The organism is Paenisporosarcina sp., from assembly GCF_057785155.1.
The window spans coordinates 15,089-34,124 of sequence record NZ_JBYNRN010000033.1; the positions used below are offsets into that span (position 1 = coordinate 15,089).

The following is a 19,036-nucleotide window of genomic DNA, read 5'->3' on the forward strand; positions in this document are numbered from 1 at the left end:
TTTTATTCAGAAAATAGGGCTGATTAAATCGAAAAAACTCATTCGAATTGGAATGATTTCAATCGATTGACTCATCCTTTCTAAAAGGAGATGAATTCAATTATGCGGAAACCGATTATGTTACTAGGAATGGCATTATTAGCGGTGTTTTTTATTGGACTTAATTTTGCTAACACCGAGCTTTCAACTTTAGCTCAAGAACAACAACACGAAACGCCTTCTTATGCGAAATGGGGATTACTCGCTGTAAAAGAAACGAAATTGAAATATCCAAGTGCAGACATTATTGACTACCTTCATCAAGGAAGAGAAATCAATGGAGGTTCAACATTTGAAAATTTTAAGCTTTGGTTAAAAGAAGGTGAAAAGGAATTCGGCGTCTTTGTAAGAATTGAATTCAATTCTGATACGGAAGAATTAGTTGATATTGAATTTGAAGAAACGTCTAGATAAGGTCATCTGAGCATTTATTTCAGTTGAAATAAAACATGTAAAAACCGATTAAAAGTACACCAATATCTGCAGAGATATGAACAATCCAACCGGGATAGATTGTGCCACTTGTTTTATTCAGCCATTGGAAGAGTAAGCCGCCGATAAAAAGGCCGATGACAGCAATCAGGAGAATCGGCCAATCAAACCATGGTAAGAAAATAGCGATATGGTAAATGGCGAATAAGAAACTTGGCATAAACCACTGCCATTTGGTTTTCTGAAATAAATCAACAAGCCATCCCCTAAAGAAAAACTCCTCTAAAAAAGAATTGCCGAACAAGATGTATAATGCCACAAATGGAAATATTGATGCGGTAACGCCTACTCTTGTTTCGAGATCCATTTTCAAGGTAGCTAAATCGATATGATCTCGAAAAAGAATAAAGGCGCAAAATATTGTCACCATTGTGAAGAATCCTAAAATGAATGGAAGAACAAAATGATTCTTCTTCAATTGCTGTTGATTCAGAATGTTTCCATTCATGCGGATTATATAAATAAGCGGAAACACAACGAATAATGTGATTTTCGCGAGTGTCTTCCATATGTACGTAACTTCAATACCTTGTTCAATCCATAATAAAATCAAAATACTAATGAATGGGTATATTATGACCCAGTTTTTCATTTAAATCACTCCCATTTACATGGACGAAACTTGTCTAAAAAGGATTCGAAGCGGGTAGATACAAATAGTCAATAAAATAAAGAAGGTGACTGAATGAAGGCTTCAAAATGGATGGATTTACGTGTGCGTTTTCGACATATATTATTTGCTCTCATTGGATTAGTCGTGTTAGTAAGTGTTGCCACAATCGGATTTATGACAATTGAGGAATTATCTTTTTTTGACTCATTTTATTTAACAATTATTTCTTTAATGACGGTTGGATATGGAGATATCGTTCCAGAATCAGAAGCTGGTAAGCGATTTGCCTTAATATTAATCCCTTTCGGTGTTGCAGTCGTGACCTATGCAACAGGTGCGGTGGCTTCTTATTTCATTGAACATCAACTTTCAGAAAAGGTGTGGAATAAAAGAATGGAACATACAATAAAAAATTTAGAAAATCACATAATTGTTTGCGGTTTAGGTCGAGTAGGAAAACAAGTTTTTGAACAACTTCAAGAAGAGGATGTCCTAGTTGTCTATATTCATGATTCAGAAGAGGAAATGGTGGCAGTTCTCCCTGAAGGAGCACTTCGTATTATAGGCAGTCCATTAGAGGAAGGAATTCTTAAAGAAGCGAATGTGGAGAAGGCTCGAGGGTTAATAGCTGCCTTACCAAGTGATTCTGATAATGTCTTTATTACAATCAAATCCAAAGCCTTAAATGAAGATTTAGAGGTAGTAGCACGTGTAGAGCACGCTGGTTCAGAAGAAGTGCTATTAAGGGCGGGAGCCAGTCGGGTCGTCAATCCTTCTACAATTGGCGGAAGAGAATTAGTAAGCTCTGTTTTAAGACCTGAAAGTACGGATTTGGTGAATTTATTGATTCATACAAAAGAAAAAAACCAAGCTTTAGAAGAAGTGAAATTGGAACAAGCGTGTGATTTCGTAGGAAAATCACTGAAAGAAGCAGCTATCCGCCAAGATATGCAGGTGACTGTGTTAGGGATTCATAGAGATGGAGAACTGATTAGTAATCCAGCTGCGGAGGAAGTATTACAAAAAAATGATGTATTAATTATTTATGGAGAAAAAGGAGCAAGTGAAGCGTTTAAAAAGAAATGCTTAGGGTAAATAGATACGGACGAAGAATTTAACTATTTTGAAATTAGAAGGAGGACACCGCATGTATGATCGTTTGTATTGGCGAGATACGCTCTCGTTTTTACCAGAACTATTGTTAGCATTACTGGTATTATTAATTGGATTTTTTGTAGCAAAGTTCTTGGAGAATTTAACGTATAAAGTATTACGTAAATCTCGTGTAAATGAGCGCTTAGGAAATAAAAATGAAAAATGGACGGTTGAAAAAATCATTAGTAAAGTCGTCTTCTTTATCGTTTTAATTCTAGCATTTGTACTATTCTTTAATATTTTAAACTTGAATACGATGGCAACACCATTTGTTTCTATGTATTCAGGATTAACTGGCGCATTCTTAAACATTTTAAAAGCTGGATTAATTCTATTGTTTGCGTGGGTACTAGCTACCATCGTGAAGAAAGTCATTTTAATGGCTGGCAATAAGCTTAATTTAAACAAATATACTGGAAAAGCAGGTGTAGAACCTACTCCGGCTGACCAAGCAAAATGGACTGAAACAGCAGCTAACGTTGCATATTATTTAATCTTCTTATTGTTTATCCCAGCAATCTTAAATGCATTAGGCATCGATGGCTTAAGTGGACCATTTGAAGGTATGTTAGAAAGCTTCTTTACATTCATTCCGAAATTAGTATCTGCAGCAATTGTCTTCTTTATCGGATTATTGGTTGCTAAATTAGTTCGTAATTTACTTGAGAAATTCTTACAATCTGCTGGCGCAGATCGCTTAGCAGATCGTTTAAACATCTCGTCTTTCTTTGAAGGGACAAGCATTAGTAAAGTTGTAGGAATCATCGCGTTTATCTTAATTATGATTCCAGTTTCTATTACTGCTTTAGAAATCCTAGATCTAGATGGAATTTCTGAACCAGCAGTTGGTATGCTAAATGATATTTTAGCAATGTTACCGAAAATTGCGATTGCAATCGTTCTAGTATTAGTAGGTATTGTTGTTGCTAAATGGGTGAAAGACATTGTTGTTTCATTGCTTGAAAAATTGGGTGTAAACTCAATCTTCGGGAAAATGGGCTTCAATTCTGGAACTGGTACAGCTCCATCATTTGCAAAATTACTTGGAACTGTCGTTCAAGTTGTAATCATTCTATTATTCGTAGTAGAAGCGCTACAATTACTAGAACTTGAGTTTATGGTAACTTTAGCAACTGGTATTTTTGCTTACTTGCCATCAGTTCTTGCAGCAATTATTATTCTAGCTGTTGGATTCTGGTTAGCTAACTTAGCTGAGCAATTAGTTGGAAGCGTAATGAGTCATTCATCTGGTTCACCACATGTACTACGTTACGTAGCAAAATATGCGATTCTAGCATTCGCATTCTTTATGGCATTAGATCAATTAGGAATTGCTGCTTCAATTATTAACTCAGCCTTCATTTTAATCTTAGGTGGAGTTGCTCTCGCGTTTGGCCTTGCATTTGGTCTTGGTGGACGTGAACATGCATCTCGCTATTTAACAAAAATGGAGAAGAGTTTACAAGATGCAGAAGTTTCGAAAGAAAACTATAAAGCTGAAAAAGAATCAATTAAAGAGTCAATGAAAGAAACGTTTAATGATGCATCGAAAAAAGAACAAAGTTTATATGGTATTACACCACATGTAGATGAAGTTCAAAATGCAGCACCAATTAATCCAATTGAAGAAGGATTTAATACGCCAACTTTAGATGAAGAACATCCATATGATCAAACTCCTCCAAATGAGGGTTCAACTTTTAATAAGGATGCTCATGATAGTTGGAACAACACGAAACCTAAAGACGATCCTTTCCGTCCATAAGTTTTCGTGAAAGATGGAAACAGCAACTCCTTTTCGGTAAGGGGTTGCTGTTTTTTTTTGATTTTTCTGTTTCTTAATTTAATAAATTCATATACGCTTAAAACATACTGAATCAACGAGGTGTGAGGATATGGAAGTAGTAGGTCAAATGAATTTTGCACGTATTTACACACAAGGTAAATTGAAAGCAGTGAAAGAAGAACAATGGGATATTCAACCTGAAGGATTTCATAATACAATTCGCTGGAATGTTGGACATATTTTTGTCTCCATGGAAACGTTGGTCCAAAGAGCGTTACCTGAGTACGAACCCGATCACGCCGAATGGATGACATTATTTGCTCCGGGAACGAAGCCAGCTGACTGGACAGTGGAACCTCCATCTAATGAGGAGTTGCTAACTGCACTCGCAGAACAACCCGAACGCATAAAAGCTGTGTTAGAAGGAAAGTTGAATCAATCGTTACCTGAACCTATGAAGATTGGAAATTTACACGAGATGGCAACAGTTGCAGCACTTATGCAATTTGCAGTCTGGCATGAAGGTATTCACTCGGGTATCATTTCGGCCATGAGTAAACATAACGTCTATTAAAAAACGGTCTCAACTCCAAGATTACTTGGGATTGAGACCGTTTTGACGAGTAAAATGCTAAAGTTGACGAGTAAATACTAAAAAGTGACGAGATAAGTACCAAAGTTGACGGGTAAACCGTCAAAAGTGACGAGTAAACGCAGCACACCACAAGAACCAGTTAACTCTTCGGAACAATCCCTTGTTGAAAAGCATACACAACAGCTTGTGTACGATCCTGTACATCGAGCTTAGAAAGAATATTGCTGACGTGTGTTTTAACCGTTTTAATCGCGATAAATAACTCATCCGCAATTTCTTGATTGCTGCGACCTTTTGCAATTAATAGCAGAATTTCATTTTCACGCTCTGTTAATTCTTCATGTAGGGGACGTTCATTGCCCGTTCTCATCCGTTTCATCATTTTGTTGGTGACTTCGGGTTCCAATACTGCTTGACCATTCATGGTTTCTCTTACTGCGTCTGCAATTTGTTTGGCTTTGGACGTTTTCATGACATAGCTAACAGCGCCCGCTTCAAGAGCAGGGTATACTTTGTCATCATCAAGAAAGCTTGTGACAATCATGATTTTCGCTTCCGGCCAATGCTGAATAATTGCTTTCGTCGCTTCTGCACCGTTCATAATAGGCATGACCATATCCATTAACACCACATCAGGTCTTAAAGATAAAACGACATCAACTGCTTCTTGACCGTTCGTCGCTTCACCAACCACTTCCATATCTGCTTGTGCTTGTAAGTAAGCAGAAACACCAATTCGCACCATTTCATGATCATCTACTAATACGATTCGTATCACTTTACTTCACCCTCTTTTTCAACAGGTACTTTCACTTCAATAATCGTTCCTTGAGATGGAACGGAAACGACCTTACTGGATCCACCCATTTCAATGGCTCTCTCCTCAATATGTTGAAGACCATATGAACCTGCTTTGCCATCTTCATTCCTGAATCCTACCCCATTATCTTGAACGCGGAAAATAGCTAAACCGTCTCTTTCGACGAATAAGATTTCCACTTCTGTTGCATTTGCATGACGCAGTGTATTGGAGAGTGTTTCCTGTGCAATTCGGAATAAATGATCTTCCGCACCTTTTGATAAAGCAATATCTTCTAAACGAAATTGAATCGAGAAATGGACTTTTTGTTGCAGTTCAATGAGTAACTCTTCTAGCCCTTGTGCCAAAGATTTGTTATGTAAAGCAGCTGGTCGCAAATGAAGCAACAGTGCTCTCATTTCTAATTGGGCTTGTTGAACCATCTTTTCAGCTTGCATCAAAGGTTTAGAAACTTCAGTTTCATCTTCCTGCTGCTCAGTCATGGCAGAAAGTAACATAGAAGCCGCAAACAATTGTTGTGAGACTGAATCATGCAATTCTCTAGCTAAGCGTTGTCTTTCTTGTATAACGCGTTCTTGAATGCGCTTATCTTCACCTTCCGCACGTTCATCAGTAAGCCTTTGTAGACTGCGTTTTTGTGTAGAAATTAATTGAAACACGTCACTCATTGTTTTATTCAATTTAGCATGCACATTCGGTAAATTGCCTTTACTTAATTGTTTCTCGGATTCGATTGAATGACGTAAATATCGCTCAACAATCCGTTCCTTTTTACTAATCTGTAAAGTTGTCGATGTGGAAATAAAGAAGCTGATGCCGATAATCCCCACCAAAATCCAGACGCCGAACGGTAAATTATCATCTTGTATCTTCCAAAGAAGATCCCACTTTTCAACTGTCGGCCATCCCCAAAGTGAAAACAGTAAGGCAAACACGCCAGCTGAAAGTAGAAAGGAAACCGTGAATACGCGACTAATCCATCCGTTCATTTACGAATCACCTCAACATCTCCAAGCCAAGTCGATACGGAAATTAACAGTTCCGCAGTTGAAGCAGTTTGCGTTTCGTCATACCCATTTTTACATGTGATGGATTGATTCCATAATCGCTTTTTTTGACCGCCAAACAATCGAGCATCCCCAAGTAATGTTGAGTAATGAATGCGAACAGGGACTTCGTATGGAACGACAATTCTAATTTTTCCAATGCCATGTCGAACAGAAATTAGGGAGACATCTTTTGGTAATACGGTTTGAGTTACGTCAATTGTAAGGTGCCCGTAGATGCCTTGAACATGAACATCTTTCCATTCATATGCTTGGAAGGGAGTACTTTGAACAGAGAATAATTTATTTTGAATGATGGCATTAGACGATTCTAGCTCATCACCAAGAAAAGGTTCAATAACTTGATGTGTTTCGTCACCTTTCCACAAACGGACTAAAATATAAACAATTGCTGAAGCAATTAATAAGCGTAAACTCCACATGGAAAGAATGGAGATACCTAAACAAAAAATCCCGCCCCAAAACATGAGACGACTTCGTTTTCTAAGGCTGAAGTAAATTAACCCGATCCCAAAAAGAACGAATAATACGCTGCCGTTATGGAAAAACATCGCTTCCACAAAAACAACTAGGAACGCCGCAAGTAACCAAAAAGTTATGCGATCCGTTGAAATTTTTTGCATCCTTATTCCTCCTTTTTCGAATCAGGTAATGATAAAGAAAAGGAGAAGACGAGTGCCTTCTCCGTCTAAGCTAAGTTTACACAATTTCTTGTTTGGCGTGTTCATTTTTTTGAGCGTCATCCGTCAGTTGTTCTAAACGACGTTCCATCGTAGAAACTTCATGATCTTTTTCGATTTTATTGCCAAGTCGGTTAATGAAATGCTCCATATCATCAAAGGTGATCAAGCGCTTTTCGGCATGCTTAGAAGATTCAGGTTGTAAGACACGGTCCATTTGATGGTGAGCACGTGTGACATTTTCTTTGCCCATTAACTGTAGCTGACGAACTTTCATGTCCTTCACTTTGTGTTTCATTTCTTCGTATTTTCGTTCCAATCCAAACAACTCTTCAATCGTGCGGGTAATACTCGTTTGTAAAGTATTCGCCCGGTTTTCATAAGCTTGAACTTCTTGCTCTGCAAATGCGATTAATTCTTGTTGATTTGTTTGACGAGCTAGTTCAGCTTGTTTGGTGCGTTTTTCAAGCATACTTTGAGCTTCTTGGAGTTCTTTCTCCAATTGAAGCTTTAATTGCGCTTGGCGTTCAATCCATTTGCCCGTTTGAGCGGTTTGTTTTTCCGCTTCCCGAATATATTGATTTAACATGGCGATTGGGTTTTGTTGTTCTTTCTTATCGAATACGTTGTGCAAGTCTGCTTCGAATGCGTATTTGAATCGTTTCCATAATGTTGTCATGTGTAGTTCCTCCTATTTGGTAAGTTCATCCCATTGTTTTTCAAAGTTTGTAAATGGGTCAGCTGAGTAAGGTGTGCTTGTTAAAGTCATTGGCTGTTGTTTCCATTCGCGAATGACGTACCATAATGCCAAAATGGCTAAAATTCCGAAGAAACCAGGTACATTTGCTACTGCGGTTAATAAACCTACAATCCCAACTGCAATCCAGAAAAACTTAGATAGCTTTGATTCTCCTTTTAAATAAAAGTGCATACCTGCAAAGACAAGTAATGCTGATAATGCAAGACCTAGTAAGGAGCCTAGACTAGCAAGTGTGATAATCCCCGCGATTGTTCCGAGTACAATTAATCCAAATTTTTTCATGTGTTTGTTTCCCCTTTCAATTTGTACCCTTATCGTACCAACGCTAGCGTTTTTACCAAACGGGCTTGGAATGCATTTTCATCTAAGACTTGAGGTGTAGTTCCTTCTAAGATAGTGGTAGAAAGTCTTCCAATTTTTCGGTAGAATGATAGTGAGTGAATATTCATTCAATTTTGAAATTAAAGAGGTGTTCCGATGAGAGAAGTCGTGATTATAGAAGGTGTTCGATCAGCAGTTGCAAGAAGAAAGGGGAGCCTTTCGCATACGAGAGCGGACGATTTAGCAGCAATGGTTTTAGATAAGCTTGTTCATAAAGCCGGCGTCGATAAAAGCCTTGTGGAAGACGTTATATTAGGGTGTGTATCCCAAGTGAGTGAACAAGGTGGAAATATCGCACGAACCGCTGCACTTATTGCAGGGTTCCCTTCTTACGTTCCTGGCGTCACGATTGATCGTCAGTGTGGGTCGAGTCAACAGGCCGTCCACTTTGCAGCCCAAGCAATTGCTTCAGGTGATATGGAGATAGTCATTGCGGGGGGAGTAGAGAGTATGACACGCGTGCCTATGTTTTCAAACATGGGTGATTATAAGCCAAGTCCAAAACTGACGAAGTCTTATGAAATTATTAATCAAGGATTATCAGCTGAACGTATAGCGGAGAAGTGGAATTTATCGCGCGAAGAGTTAGATGCCTTTTCTGTGCAAAGTCATGAACGCGCACAAAAAGCTATTCAGTCAGGACATTTTGAAAAAGAAATCGTCTCACTTGAAGTTGAGCAAGAAGATGGGTCGTTAAAGACTTTCTCTGTCGATGAAGGTCCTCGACCAGGAACGACAATGGAAGTACTTGCAGGACTGAAAACTGTTTTTGATCCTAATGGGCGAATTACAGCAGGGAATGCGAGTCAGATGAGTGATGGAGCTTCTGCTGTACTTTTAATGTCTCGTGAAAAAGCGGATGAGCTAGGATTGAAGCCCCGTGCACGAATCGTTGCACGTTCGGTAATCGGTTCAGATCCAACCTTAATGTTAACTGGTCCAATTGCTGCTACTCAAAAAGTTTTAGCAAAAGCCAATATGACGATTGAAGACATGGATTCTTATGAGGTAAATGAAGCATTCGCACCTGTACCACTTGCGTGGTTAAAAGAAATCGGTGCTGACCCAGAAAAACTTAATCCAAATGGTGGGGCCATTGCTCTTGGTCATCCCCTTGGTGCAACTGGAACAAAGCTGCTCGTTTCTTTATTAAACGAATTAGATCGCACGAACGGTCGTTACGGATTGCTTTCAATATGTGAAGGAATGGGCATGGCCAATGCAACAATCATTGAAAGGTTAACTGACGCGGAGGGTAATGAATGAAGATACAAGATATGATTTCAATAGTAACTGGCGGTGCTTCTGGTTTAGGTGAAGCAACGACGCGTCATTTAGTTGCAAATGGTGGGAAAGTCGCTATTTTTGATTTGAATGAAGAACGTGGGCTTGCTTTAGTTAATGAATTAGGAGAAGAAAACGTCGTTTATTTACAAACAAATGTCACGGATGCGGAACAAGTTGTAAAAAATGTTGAAGTAGTTGTCAAACATTTTGGGGCCATACATTCTTTGGTGAATTGTGCAGGGATTGCGACACCTGGGAAAGTCATTTCTCAAAAAGGACCAATGGATTTAAGTCGCTTTGAACAAATCATTCAAGTGAACCTGATTGGCACATTTAATGTTTTACGAGTTGCTGCGCATGCGATGCAACAAAATTCACCAAATGAAGAAGGTGAACGTGGCGTTATAATAAACACTGCTTCGGTTGCAGCGTTTGAAGGACAGATTGGTCAAGCGGCATATAGTGCTTCAAAAGCAGGTGTGGTGGGGATGACATTACCAATTGCACGTGAGTTTGCACGAGATGGAATTCGCGTTATGTCTATCGCGCCTGGACTCGTTGAAACGCCTTTATTTGCAGGATTACCAGAAGAAGCAAAAGAATCGTTAGCACGAACAGTTCCCTTTCCAAATCGACTGGGCAAACCAAGCGAGTATGCTCAGTTAGTTGAAAGCATATTAACAAATCCTTTATTAAACGGAGAAGTGATTCGACTAGACGGTGCCATTCGCATGCAACCGAAATGAGGAGGAAGTTAAATGGGTAAATATCGATTTGAAACCGATGAGCATGTGATGTTTCGTAAATCTCTTCGCAAATTTATGGAGAAAGAAGCCATTCCTCATTTCGAGCAATGGGAAGAGGATCGTTTAATTCCAAAGACGTTTTGGCGTAAATTAGGTGAAATGGGTTACCTATGTCCTCAAGTCGACGAAGCCTATGGTGGATTAGAAGTTGATTTTCGCTATGCGGTTATTATTGGGGAGGAAATGGAACGTGTTGGCGCGAGTCTGACAGGTGTTGGACTGCATAACGATATTGTTGTCCCTTATATAGAAGCGTATGGTTCAGATGAACAGAAATCACGCTGGCTACCTGGATGTGTCACGGGTGAGCATATAACGGCAATTGCGATGACTGAACCTGGAGCGGGATCTGATTTAGCTGCAATTCAAACGACTGCTGTACGTGATGGAGATTCCTATATCGTGAACGGATCAAAGACGTTTATTACAAATGGCATCAACGCTGATTTGGTTGTTGTAGCGGTGAAGACGGATACGAAAATCGAACCAAGGCATCGCGGAATCAGTCTACTGGTGATTGAAGAAGGAATACCAGGATTTACGCGAGGTCGCAAGTTAAATAAAGTAGGCATGCACGCACAAGATACGGCTGAACTGTATTTTGAGGATTGTCGAGTACCTGTTGAAAATCTTCTTGGCGAAGAGGGGCAAGGCTTTTCGTATTTAATGGAGAAACTTCAACAAGAGCGACTAATGGTTGCGATTTCAGCACAAATCGCTTCAGAAGATATGGTGGAAATGACGCTTGACTATGTCAAGTCGCGTAAAGCATTTGGCAAGCCTATTGGTTCATTCCAAAATACACAATTCAAGTTGGTTGAAATGGCGACTGAGATCGAACTTGGCCATTCATTCTTGGAGTCATTAATCGAAGATCATATGGCTGGAAAAGATATCGTATCGAAAGTGTCCATGGCGAAATATTGGCTAACGGAGACCGCGAAGAAAATTTCGGGCGAATGCCTGCAACTTCATGGCGGTTATGGATATATGGAAGAATACAAAATCGCGAGGAGATATCGTGATATTCCAGTTGCCTCGATTTATGCAGGCAGCAACGAAATCATGAAAGTCATTGTCGCAAAGAAAATGGGATTATAAAAAGGTGGCTGCTTCTACATGGAGCGGCTATTTTTGATTGTAAGGATGGGGAGTTTCAATTAGTTAACTTGCCTGTGAGACATGTTTGATTGATAAATGTGCCAGTTTGATTGATAAATCTTCAGTTTGATTGATAAATCATCTAATTTGATTGATAAATGAATTCTTCGTACTTGCTGTCCGTGTTGCTGAAGCAGTCTCACGAAGTTAGCTTCACTGTGAGAACATGTTGGACCGATAAATCACTGTCTTTTGTCAAAAGTTGTTTTATAAGACGAGGAGACTCTTTGTTGAAACGATTCTCTTTCAAACAGAAGCGAAGCGAAAACCAAACCATTCAATGGTTTTTTTGTAAGAGAGAACCATTTGTTTCAGTAGGTTAACTTGCCTGTGAGACGAGTTTAATTGATAAATGTGGCATTTTGATTGATAAATCGCTAATTTGATTGGTAAATCTCTATTTTGATTGATAAATGTTCTAATCTGATTGATAAATGAATTCTTCGGTTTAACTACACGCTTTTTCAGAGTATTTTTACTAAGTAAACTTCACTAAGAGACCAGTTAACCATTAAACCTCTAAAATTAGCCGATACTACACACGGACACAACCAATCACACCACGTATTGCCATGAGCTTTAGCGCATATCATGGTATACTTTCCAAAAACGCTGAGGAGGAACGACCATTGCCAACGATGATGCCTGGAAGTTTAACAAAAGACTTATCACTTACGGTCTATAATGATGGATTTGCCATGGTCAAAGAGGTTCGAATGATTCCACCTTTGACTGATGATCAGTTGGTTTATTATCTCGATGTCCCACAGCAAATTGAAACAAATTCACTTCAAGTAAAAGGATTATTGGTCGCGGAACTAAACTATGAATTTGATTTGGTTGATAAGTTTAAGTTATTAGAAAAATATATCGGAAAAGAAATTAAGCTCGTCAATAAAAAAACGGGTGAAGAAAAATCCTATTTACTCATTAGCGCTCAAAATGGACTGATTTTGGAAGATCTCTTAACACATGAAATTATTATCGATGCGGAAGGAGAACTTCGGTTACCTGAGTTGCCGGATGGTCTTATCCTTAAGCCCACACTCGTTTGGCGCATAAGAGAAAAAACGGCGGAAGATACACGCGTTACTTATTTAACAGGTGGTCTAAGCTGGGACGTCGATTACGTGGCACAAATTCGTGAACATGATTTTGATTTAACAGCTTGGGTCACGTTAACCAACAATTCCGGCATGACGTATACAGATGCGACGTTAAAACTGATGGCTGGTACGGTTAATCGCGCGGATGAATATCGTCGTGATCAAATGAGGTTTGCTGTAACGGAACAGATGACCATGCAAGCCGAACATCAAGCGTTCGCAGATTTTCATTTATATACCATTCCGGAAAAAGTAACGGTGAAGGATCGCCAACAAAAACAAGTTGAATTGTTTACAGCGCCACAAATTGAGTCGAAAATCATTTATGAAGTCAATTCTTATCAATTACATCCAACGATTTACTTTACATTTTTGAATAAAGAAGAAAATGGTCTTGGCGTGCCACTTCCGCAAGGTCGATTCAAATTATATAAAGAGAATCCAATAGATGGATCTACGGAATTTATAGGAGAAGATACGATTTCACATACCGCTGTAAATGAATTGGTGCGGATTCAATCGGGTGAAGCTTTTGATATTACGGTTGAAAGCGACATTGTGGATGAATACAAAAATGGCGTATATGTTTTTGAAGAAGTCGAATACGAGGTGCGCAACCAAAAAGAGGAAGCGATAGATCTACTGATTAATCACAGTACAAGTTATGGAATTTATAAAGTCGTGAAATCTACACATGAATGGGTACGAAAAAACGGAGACATTCAGCTGACGGTGCCAGTTGATGCAAAATCAGAAGAAAAGGTGGCATTTACGATTCGATATGATCGATCTCGTGATGTTAAGGTGCTGTAAACGTATGAAACGCATAAGTATTGGTACTTCAATCGTTATAATTTATGGACTCATCGTGTTTTATTTTGGTTTATCTACATTTAATTGGTTGCAAACATGGGGTGTGTCCATTCATCCGCTCCTTTTTGCAGTCATTTGGGTTGGGATTTCATTCGGCTATATGATTGGTCGAGTGAGTCATTCACTTAAAGTGTTTACAATACTCGGTTCCTATTGGTTTATTGTGATGCAATACGGGTTGATTCTTTTCCCACTTGCCACAATTATGTATGTATTTAGTCCGTCTGAACAAACATTATTTATGGTTGGAAATGTCGTGGCTGCGATTTTCTTACTGATATTCGTCGCTGGCTCTTACTATGCATTTTCACCTGTTGTACGTCATCAAACAATCCAACTAACAAAGTCGGCTACTGATTTAAATGATATAAAACTGATTATGGCTTCTGATTTTCATTTAGGTATATTGTCCAACAAAAAGCATTTACAGCGTTTCGTGAATTTGGCTAATAAAGAAAAACCGGACCTCGTCTTATTAGCTGGAGACTTAGTAGATGATGATCCCATTTGGTTTGTGAAAGATGGCATGTCGAGTGTGATGAGACAGCTCAAATCGACATATGGTATTTATGGGGTAGTTGGAAATCATGAATACTATGGACGCAAGATTCCTTTATTAGTCGAAGAAATGAAAGACGCTGGCGTGCAGATGCTATTAGATGAAACCATTTGTGTGGAAGATGCGTTCTATGTAACAGGAAGAGAAGATGTAACCAATCGAAAGCGAAAATCGTTGGAGGAGTTATCGCCTGAGAATGCGAGGTATCCTTGGTTCGTTATGGACCATACACCACTGAATTTGAAGATACCTTCTGAGTTGGGTGTAGACGTTCATGTCTCCGGTCACACTCATCTAGGGCAAATGTGGCCAAATCATTTATTTACCCGTCGTTTGTTTGAATTGGATTATGGGTATATACATAAAGGTTTGATGCATGCTTTTGTTTCTTCAGGTTTCGGATTTTGGGGGCCGCCTGTTCGTTTAGGTTCTCGGTCAGAGATTTGGTCTATTACCGTTAAATTTGCTCCTAAAGAAACGGTATGAAAAGCGACATAAACTTGTTACGATAAGTAAGAAGAAAAACTAGGTAGTAGTTGGAGGCTCGACATGGAAAACTGGATTACGGATATCATGAGCCAGTACGGCTATATTGGCATATTTTTATTGATCATGTTAGAAAATATATTCCCACCCATTCCTTCAGAGGTCATTTTGACATTTGGTGGCTATATGACCACCCAGTCAGCGATGACGCCACTTGGTGTGATTTTAGTTTCAACAGCTGGATCTGTCGCAGGGGCAATTATTCTTTACTGGATTGGTTTGCAATTGGACGTTAAAAGGCTTGAGAAAATTGTGGATCGTTGGGGTAAAGTCTTACGTTTAACGAAAGCAGATATACATAAGGCTGATTCATGGTTTGACAAGTATGGAATTTGGACAGTGTTATTTTGCCGACTGATCCCATTAATTCGAAGCTTGATTTCGATACCTGCAGGGATGTCCAATATGAAGTTTGGTTTATTTTTGTTGTTCACAACGGTTGGTACACTGATTTGGAACACGATTTTAGTTTCAGTTGGAGCAGCGGTAGGGGATAACTGGGAGTCCATTGTAGGCGTTATGGATGTGTATTCAAATATTGTGTATGTACTGATTGTGATCGTTGGATTGGCAGTCATTTGGTGGTATATGCAATTTAGAAAAAGAAGAGCATAAGGAGATATTATGGAATTATTAGAATTACTAAAAGCGTTAATATTAGGTTTTGTTGAAGGAATGACCGAGTTTGCACCCGTATCTTCTACAGGACATTTAATTATTGTGGATGATATGTGGTTGCAAACGTCTGAATTCCTAGGGAAATATTCAGCGAATACATTCAAAATTGTGATTCAACTTGGATCGATTATGGCTGTAGTTGTTGTCTTTTGGAAGCGTTTATTCAGTTTAGTTGGTCTTTATAAAATGAAAGATGTAGCACCAGGTTCACAATTAAAGCTTACTCACGTTTTAGTAGGGTTGATTCCTGCAGGTGTGTTTGGGTTATTATTTGAAGATTTTATTGATGAACATTTATTTTCAGTAGAAACAGTACTAGTTGGCTTAGTTATTGGTGCCATTTTAATGATTTTTGCGGATAAGTATGGACCAAAAGATCCTAAAACAAAAACATTAGATCAGATAACATATAAACAAGCTTTTTCTGTTGGACTTGTTCAATGTCTATCGTTATGGCCAGGCTTTTCACGTTCTGGTGCCACGATTTCTGGTGGTGTCTTGTTCGGATTAAGTCATAGAACAGCCGCTGACTTCACGTTCATTATGGCAGTTCCGATCATGTTTGGCGCAAGCTTCGTATCCTTATTTAAAAACTGGGAGCATGTTAATCCAGATGACTTATCTTTTTACATTGTTGGATTCATTAGTGCTTTTGTGTTCGCACTCATTTCAATTAAGTTCTTCTTGAAGCTAATCGAGCGTGTGAAATTAACTCCATTCGCGATTTATCGTTTGGTGTTAGCAGCTATCCTATTTATCATTATTATCATGTAAAAAAAGACGACCGAAATGGTCGTCTTTTACTGTAGAAAATAGAATGGCAGTTTATATAACACCATAAAAATTTGCCTCCTTAGGGAGATCGTACGTATTTTCTAACTGAATTAAATACCGTTCCGGTTAATTGATAAATTGCCTATTTACGAAATAAACACAATATGTTAGATTTAATTCACAAACACACACAATATATAGTATGCAAACGAAAAAAGGTACCATGTATGGTTTAAAAGGGAATTCGGTCAATGCCGAAGCTGTCCCCGCAACTGTAAGTGCGGACAAATGTTACACAACCACTGTGAAAATTCACGGGAAGGGTAACAGGAGGAAGATGCACGAGCCAGGAGACCTGCCTTTTTTCGGATAAGCAACACTTTCTTCGGGGGTTGAGGAGTGGAAGCGAGCCTGGTTATAAGGCAGATTCCATTACCTTATTCAACCTTTTTTGACTCAATTCCATTTACTTAATTTTGAGCGATAGCTCAGCCGAAGAGGCTGAGCTATCGCTTTTTTAATACTGATTTCCGGATTTCAGTTTAATAAAAGACACAGCTTACACCATTTTGAATCAAGCTGCGTTTACTACTATTGTGTTTAAGGGTTTAGTGAGAGGAGTTTGGTTCTTTTGCAAAAAATATTTTCGGTAAAAGAAAAGGTATTCGAACAGTTACATGAGGAGTATGGATTTGAAAAATTACTTCCACTTGAGCGTGCACATGCGAAATGGGAAAAAAAGAACCCCACGGGAACAGATGGAGAGTGGGCAAAGGCAATGGTTCTCGAAGCCCTTAGTTTAATGGATGAAGTAGAGCCGTTTTGGACATTTGTTGCTTCGCGAATATATTTGCACCACACATATGAAGTGATTGGTAAAATGCGAAATTTAGATATGCAGAACGTCTACAACCAATTCTATGAGCACGTCAATCTTTTAACACACAAGGGTTTATATGATGAAAGATTATTACAGGCATATTCGAATAAAGAGATTGTTGAACTGGGCATTTGTCTTAATGCAGAAAGGGATAAGCTCTTTACATACATCGGTTTGAAAACGTTAATGGACCGATATGTAGCAAGAAATTTTGATCATTCACCTGCGGAACTACCTCAAGAACGGTGGATGATCATTGCAATGACTTTAATGCGTACCGAGAAAAAGGACCGGGTTGGAAAGGTAAAGGAAGCTTACTGGGCAATGAGTAACTTATATATGACTGTTGCAACACCTACACTTTCAAATGCAGGAAAACCACATGGACAACTATCCAGTTGTTTTATTGACACAGTGGATGATAGCCTTCAAGGAATTTACGATTCCAATACAGATGTGGCGACTCTTTCAAAATTTGGAGGGGGAATCGGGATTTATATGGGGAAGGTAAGAAGCAGGGGCTCATCCATTCGTGGATTTATCGGGGCATCAAGTGGTGTATTACCATGGATTAAGCAACTTAATAATACAGCGGTAAGTGTCGATCAGCTAGGTCAACGCCAAGGAGCAATGGCTGTATATTTAGATATTTGGCATAAAGACATCCTGCCGTTTCTGGATTTGAAATTGAACAATGGGGACGAGCGGATGCGAGCACATGATATTTTCACAGGCGTTTGTTTACCGGATATTTTTATGGAAAAAGTAGAAGCTCGAGAAGATTGGGTTTTATTTGACCCGCATGAAATTCGAACGCTTAAAGGGTATTCTCTTGAAGATTATTTTGATGAAACAAAAGGGGCGGGAACATTTAGAAAGAAATATGAAGAATGTGTAAGGGATACAAGACTTTCTCGTGAAGTCGTTCCTGCAATCGACTTGATGAAGCGAATAATGAAAAGCCAACTTGAAACAGGCGTGCCGTTTATGTTTTACAGAGATGAAGTGAATCGAAGTAATACAAACAAACATCAAGGAATGATTTACAGCAGTAACTTATGTACAGAAATTATGCAAAATATGAGTGCCACAGTATTTGAATCCATTTCGATTGAAGATGACGTGATTGTAACGAGAAAAAAACCTGGAGATTTTGTGGTGTGTAATTTGTCATCTATTAATCTAGGTAAGGCTGTCCCAGACAATGTGTTAGAAAGATTAATCGAAATCCAAGTTCGTATGCTCGATAATGTCATTGATTTAAACATGATACCTGTACCTCAAGCAGAGCGAACAAATGCCCGTTATCGTGGAATAGGGTTAGGGACATTCGGCTGGCATCATTTACTAGCACTTAACAGTATTCGTTGGGAGTCGGAAGAAGCAGTTAAGTTAGCAGATGTCCTTTATGAAGAAATTGCTTATTTAACCATTCAAGCTTCCATGAAATTGGCACAAGAAAAAGGATCTTATCCCTTATTTGAAGGATCTGATTTTCATACGGGTGCCTATTTTGAAAATAGAGGGTACACGACGAGTAAATGGCGAGATTTGCGCTTCGAAGTAGCAATGAACGGTATGAGGAATGGTTATTTAATGGCTGTTGCACCTAACTCAACGACGTCTATCCTAGCCGGTAGCACAGCTAGCATTGATCCTGTCTTTCAAAAAAGTTATTCGGAAGAAAAAAAGGATTACAAAATTCCGGTGACAGTTCCTGATTTGAATAAAGAAACAACTTGGTTTTATAAATCAGCTTATTTTATAGATCAACATTGGACGTTAAAACAAAATGCGGCGAGACAAAGACATTTTGACCAGGGAATTTCTTTAAATTTCTATGTGCAAAATTCCATCAAAGCAAAAGAATTACTCGATTTACATATGGACGCATGGAAAAGTGGATTGAAAACGACATACTATGTTCGGTCCACGTCAATTGAATTACTCGAATGTGAATCTTGTTCAAGCTAAGGAG

18 protein-coding genes and 1 riboswitch are annotated in these 19,036 nt (G+C 38.8%); of the genes, 12 read left to right on the forward strand and 6 right to left on the reverse strand.

Features of this window, described 5'->3' with window-relative positions:
• The first annotated feature begins 102 nt into the window (after window positions 1-102).
• Window positions 103-453 carry a DUF3889 domain-containing protein gene (locus AC3EA5_RS11520; protein ID WP_488608475.1) on the forward strand — a complete coding sequence of 117 codons (351 nt, stop codon included), beginning with the start codon at window positions 103-105 and terminating at the stop codon, window positions 451-453.
• 19 nt (window positions 454-472) lie between these two features.
• Here AC3EA5_RS11520 and AC3EA5_RS11525 read toward each other — a convergent pair whose 3' ends face one another.
• A complete protein-coding gene (locus AC3EA5_RS11525) occupies window positions 473-1,123 on the reverse strand; it encodes a CPBP family intramembrane glutamic endopeptidase (protein WP_488608476.1) in 651 nt (216 codons plus the stop codon).
• Between the two features lie 93 nt (window positions 1,124-1,216).
• On the opposite strand from AC3EA5_RS11525, the gene AC3EA5_RS11530 reads away from it, so the two are divergent.
• The 3 genes from AC3EA5_RS11530 to AC3EA5_RS11540 all read left to right on the forward strand — a co-directional run bounded on the left by AC3EA5_RS11530 (window position 1,217) and on the right by AC3EA5_RS11540 (window position 4,659).
• Window positions 1,217-2,239: a potassium channel family protein gene (locus AC3EA5_RS11530; RefSeq protein WP_488608477.1), complete on the forward strand. Its 1,023-nt coding sequence runs from the start codon at window positions 1,217-1,219 to the stop codon at window positions 2,237-2,239.
• 52 nt (window positions 2,240-2,291) lie between these two features.
• Window positions 2,292-4,064, forward strand: coding sequence for a mechanosensitive ion channel (locus AC3EA5_RS11535; RefSeq protein WP_488608478.1), 1,773 nt, complete (start codon window positions 2,292-2,294; stop codon window positions 4,062-4,064).
• A 130-nt stretch (window positions 4,065-4,194) separates the two neighbouring features.
• Window positions 4,195-4,659, forward strand: a complete 465-nt coding sequence (locus AC3EA5_RS11540) for a DinB family protein (RefSeq protein WP_488608479.1) — start codon at window positions 4,195-4,197, stop codon at window positions 4,657-4,659.
• Between the two features lie 160 nt (window positions 4,660-4,819).
• Here the strand turns inward: AC3EA5_RS11540 and AC3EA5_RS11545 are convergent, their stop codons facing one another.
• The 5 genes from AC3EA5_RS11545 to AC3EA5_RS11565 form a co-directional block, all read right to left on the reverse strand.
• The gene (locus AC3EA5_RS11545) at window positions 4,820-5,458 is read right to left on the reverse strand and encodes a response regulator (RefSeq protein WP_488608480.1); all 639 of its coding nucleotides are present in this window, start codon (window positions 5,456-5,458) and stop codon (window positions 4,820-4,822) included.
• The gene (locus tag AC3EA5_RS11550; protein WP_488608481.1) at window positions 5,455-6,489 is read right to left on the reverse strand and encodes a sensor histidine kinase; all 1,035 of its coding nucleotides are present in this window, start codon (window positions 6,487-6,489) and stop codon (window positions 5,455-5,457) included. Before AC3EA5_RS11550 ends, AC3EA5_RS11545 begins: the two co-directional genes overlap by 4 nt.
• A complete protein-coding gene (gene liaF, locus AC3EA5_RS11555) occupies window positions 6,486-7,190 on the reverse strand; it encodes a cell wall-active antibiotics response protein LiaF (RefSeq protein WP_488608482.1) in 705 nt (234 codons plus the stop codon). The genes AC3EA5_RS11550 and liaF overlap by 4 nt, the downstream gene beginning before the upstream one ends.
• Before the next feature lie 76 nt (window positions 7,191-7,266).
• Entirely contained in the window at window positions 7,267-7,926 is a 660-nt protein-coding gene (locus tag AC3EA5_RS11560) for a PspA/IM30 family protein (protein WP_488608483.1), read from the reverse strand.
• 12 nt (window positions 7,927-7,938) lie between these two features.
• Complete coding sequence (locus tag AC3EA5_RS11565) at window positions 7,939-8,289, reverse strand: lmo0954 family membrane protein (RefSeq protein WP_488608484.1); 351 nt, start codon at window positions 8,287-8,289, stop codon at window positions 7,939-7,941.
• 195 nt (window positions 8,290-8,484) lie between these two features.
• Between AC3EA5_RS11565 and AC3EA5_RS11570 the strand changes: the two genes are divergently transcribed.
• The 8 genes from AC3EA5_RS11570 to AC3EA5_RS11605 all read left to right on the forward strand — a co-directional run bounded on the left by AC3EA5_RS11570 (window position 8,485) and on the right by AC3EA5_RS11605 (window position 19,032).
• On the forward strand, window positions 8,485-9,654 hold the full coding sequence (locus AC3EA5_RS11570; RefSeq protein ID WP_488608485.1) for a thiolase family protein: 1,170 nt from the start codon (window positions 8,485-8,487) through the stop codon (window positions 9,652-9,654).
• Window positions 9,651-10,421 (forward strand): 3-hydroxyacyl-CoA dehydrogenase, encoded by a 771-nt coding sequence (locus AC3EA5_RS11575; protein WP_488608486.1) that lies wholly within the window; start codon window positions 9,651-9,653, stop codon window positions 10,419-10,421. The genes AC3EA5_RS11570 and AC3EA5_RS11575 overlap by 4 nt, the downstream gene beginning before the upstream one ends.
• Before the next feature lie 12 nt (window positions 10,422-10,433).
• A complete protein-coding gene (locus AC3EA5_RS11580; protein WP_488608487.1) occupies window positions 10,434-11,582 on the forward strand; it encodes an acyl-CoA dehydrogenase family protein in 1,149 nt (382 codons plus the stop codon).
• Between the two features lie 698 nt (window positions 11,583-12,280).
• Entirely contained in the window at window positions 12,281-13,561 is a 1,281-nt protein-coding gene (locus tag AC3EA5_RS11585; protein ID WP_488608611.1) for a DUF4139 domain-containing protein, read from the forward strand.
• 4 nt (window positions 13,562-13,565) lie between these two features.
• Complete coding sequence (locus AC3EA5_RS11590) at window positions 13,566-14,666, forward strand: metallophosphoesterase (RefSeq protein ID WP_488608488.1); 1,101 nt, start codon at window positions 13,566-13,568, stop codon at window positions 14,664-14,666.
• Window positions 14,667-14,729: 63 nt separating this feature from the next.
• Window positions 14,730-15,341: a DedA family protein gene (locus AC3EA5_RS11595; protein WP_488608489.1), complete on the forward strand. Its 612-nt coding sequence runs from the start codon at window positions 14,730-14,732 to the stop codon at window positions 15,339-15,341.
• 9 nt (window positions 15,342-15,350) lie between these two features.
• Window positions 15,351-16,178, forward strand: coding sequence for an undecaprenyl-diphosphate phosphatase (locus tag AC3EA5_RS11600; RefSeq protein WP_488608490.1), 828 nt, complete (start codon window positions 15,351-15,353; stop codon window positions 16,176-16,178).
• 199 nt (window positions 16,179-16,377) lie between these two features.
• Window positions 16,378-16,555: riboswitch (cobalamin riboswitch) on the forward strand.
• 263 nt (window positions 16,556-16,818) lie between these two features.
• Window positions 16,819-19,032 (forward strand): ribonucleoside-diphosphate reductase subunit alpha, encoded by a 2,214-nt coding sequence (locus tag AC3EA5_RS11605; RefSeq protein WP_488608612.1) that lies wholly within the window; start codon window positions 16,819-16,821, stop codon window positions 19,030-19,032.
• Window positions 19,033-19,036 lie beyond the last annotated feature (4 nt).

Bases quoted from the DNA above. Each gene is read 5' to 3' on its own strand.
- AC3EA5_RS11520 (WP_488608475.1), top strand. From the start codon at position 103: ATGCGGAAACCGATTATGTTACTAGGAATGGCATTATTAGCGGTGTTT.
- AC3EA5_RS11525 (WP_488608476.1), bottom strand. From the start codon at position 1,123: ATGAAAAACTGGGTCATAATATACCCATTCATTAGTATTTTGATTTTA.
- AC3EA5_RS11530 (WP_488608477.1), top strand. From the start codon at position 1,217: ATGAAGGCTTCAAAATGGATGGATTTACGTGTGCGTTTTCGACATATA.
- AC3EA5_RS11535 (WP_488608478.1), top strand. From the start codon at position 2,292: ATGTATGATCGTTTGTATTGGCGAGATACGCTCTCGTTTTTACCAGAA.
- AC3EA5_RS11540 (WP_488608479.1), top strand. From the start codon at position 4,195: ATGGAAGTAGTAGGTCAAATGAATTTTGCACGTATTTACACACAAGGT.
- AC3EA5_RS11550 (WP_488608481.1), bottom strand. From the start codon at position 6,489: ATGAACGGATGGATTAGTCGCGTATTCACGGTTTCCTTTCTACTTTCA.
- liaF (WP_488608482.1), bottom strand. From the start codon at position 7,190: ATGCAAAAAATTTCAACGGATCGCATAACTTTTTGGTTACTTGCGGCG.
- AC3EA5_RS11560 (WP_488608483.1), bottom strand. From the start codon at position 7,926: ATGACAACATTATGGAAACGATTCAAATACGCATTCGAAGCAGACTTG.
- AC3EA5_RS11565 (WP_488608484.1), bottom strand. From the start codon at position 8,289: ATGAAAAAATTTGGATTAATTGTACTCGGAACAATCGCGGGGATTATC.
- AC3EA5_RS11570 (WP_488608485.1), top strand. From the start codon at position 8,485: ATGAGAGAAGTCGTGATTATAGAAGGTGTTCGATCAGCAGTTGCAAGA.
- AC3EA5_RS11575 (WP_488608486.1), top strand. From the start codon at position 9,651: ATGAAGATACAAGATATGATTTCAATAGTAACTGGCGGTGCTTCTGGT.
- AC3EA5_RS11580 (WP_488608487.1), top strand. From the start codon at position 10,434: ATGGGTAAATATCGATTTGAAACCGATGAGCATGTGATGTTTCGTAAA.
- AC3EA5_RS11585 (WP_488608611.1), top strand. From the start codon at position 12,281: ATGATGCCTGGAAGTTTAACAAAAGACTTATCACTTACGGTCTATAAT.
- AC3EA5_RS11590 (WP_488608488.1), top strand. From the start codon at position 13,566: ATGAAACGCATAAGTATTGGTACTTCAATCGTTATAATTTATGGACTC.
- AC3EA5_RS11595 (WP_488608489.1), top strand. From the start codon at position 14,730: ATGGAAAACTGGATTACGGATATCATGAGCCAGTACGGCTATATTGGC.
- AC3EA5_RS11600 (WP_488608490.1), top strand. From the start codon at position 15,351: ATGGAATTATTAGAATTACTAAAAGCGTTAATATTAGGTTTTGTTGAA.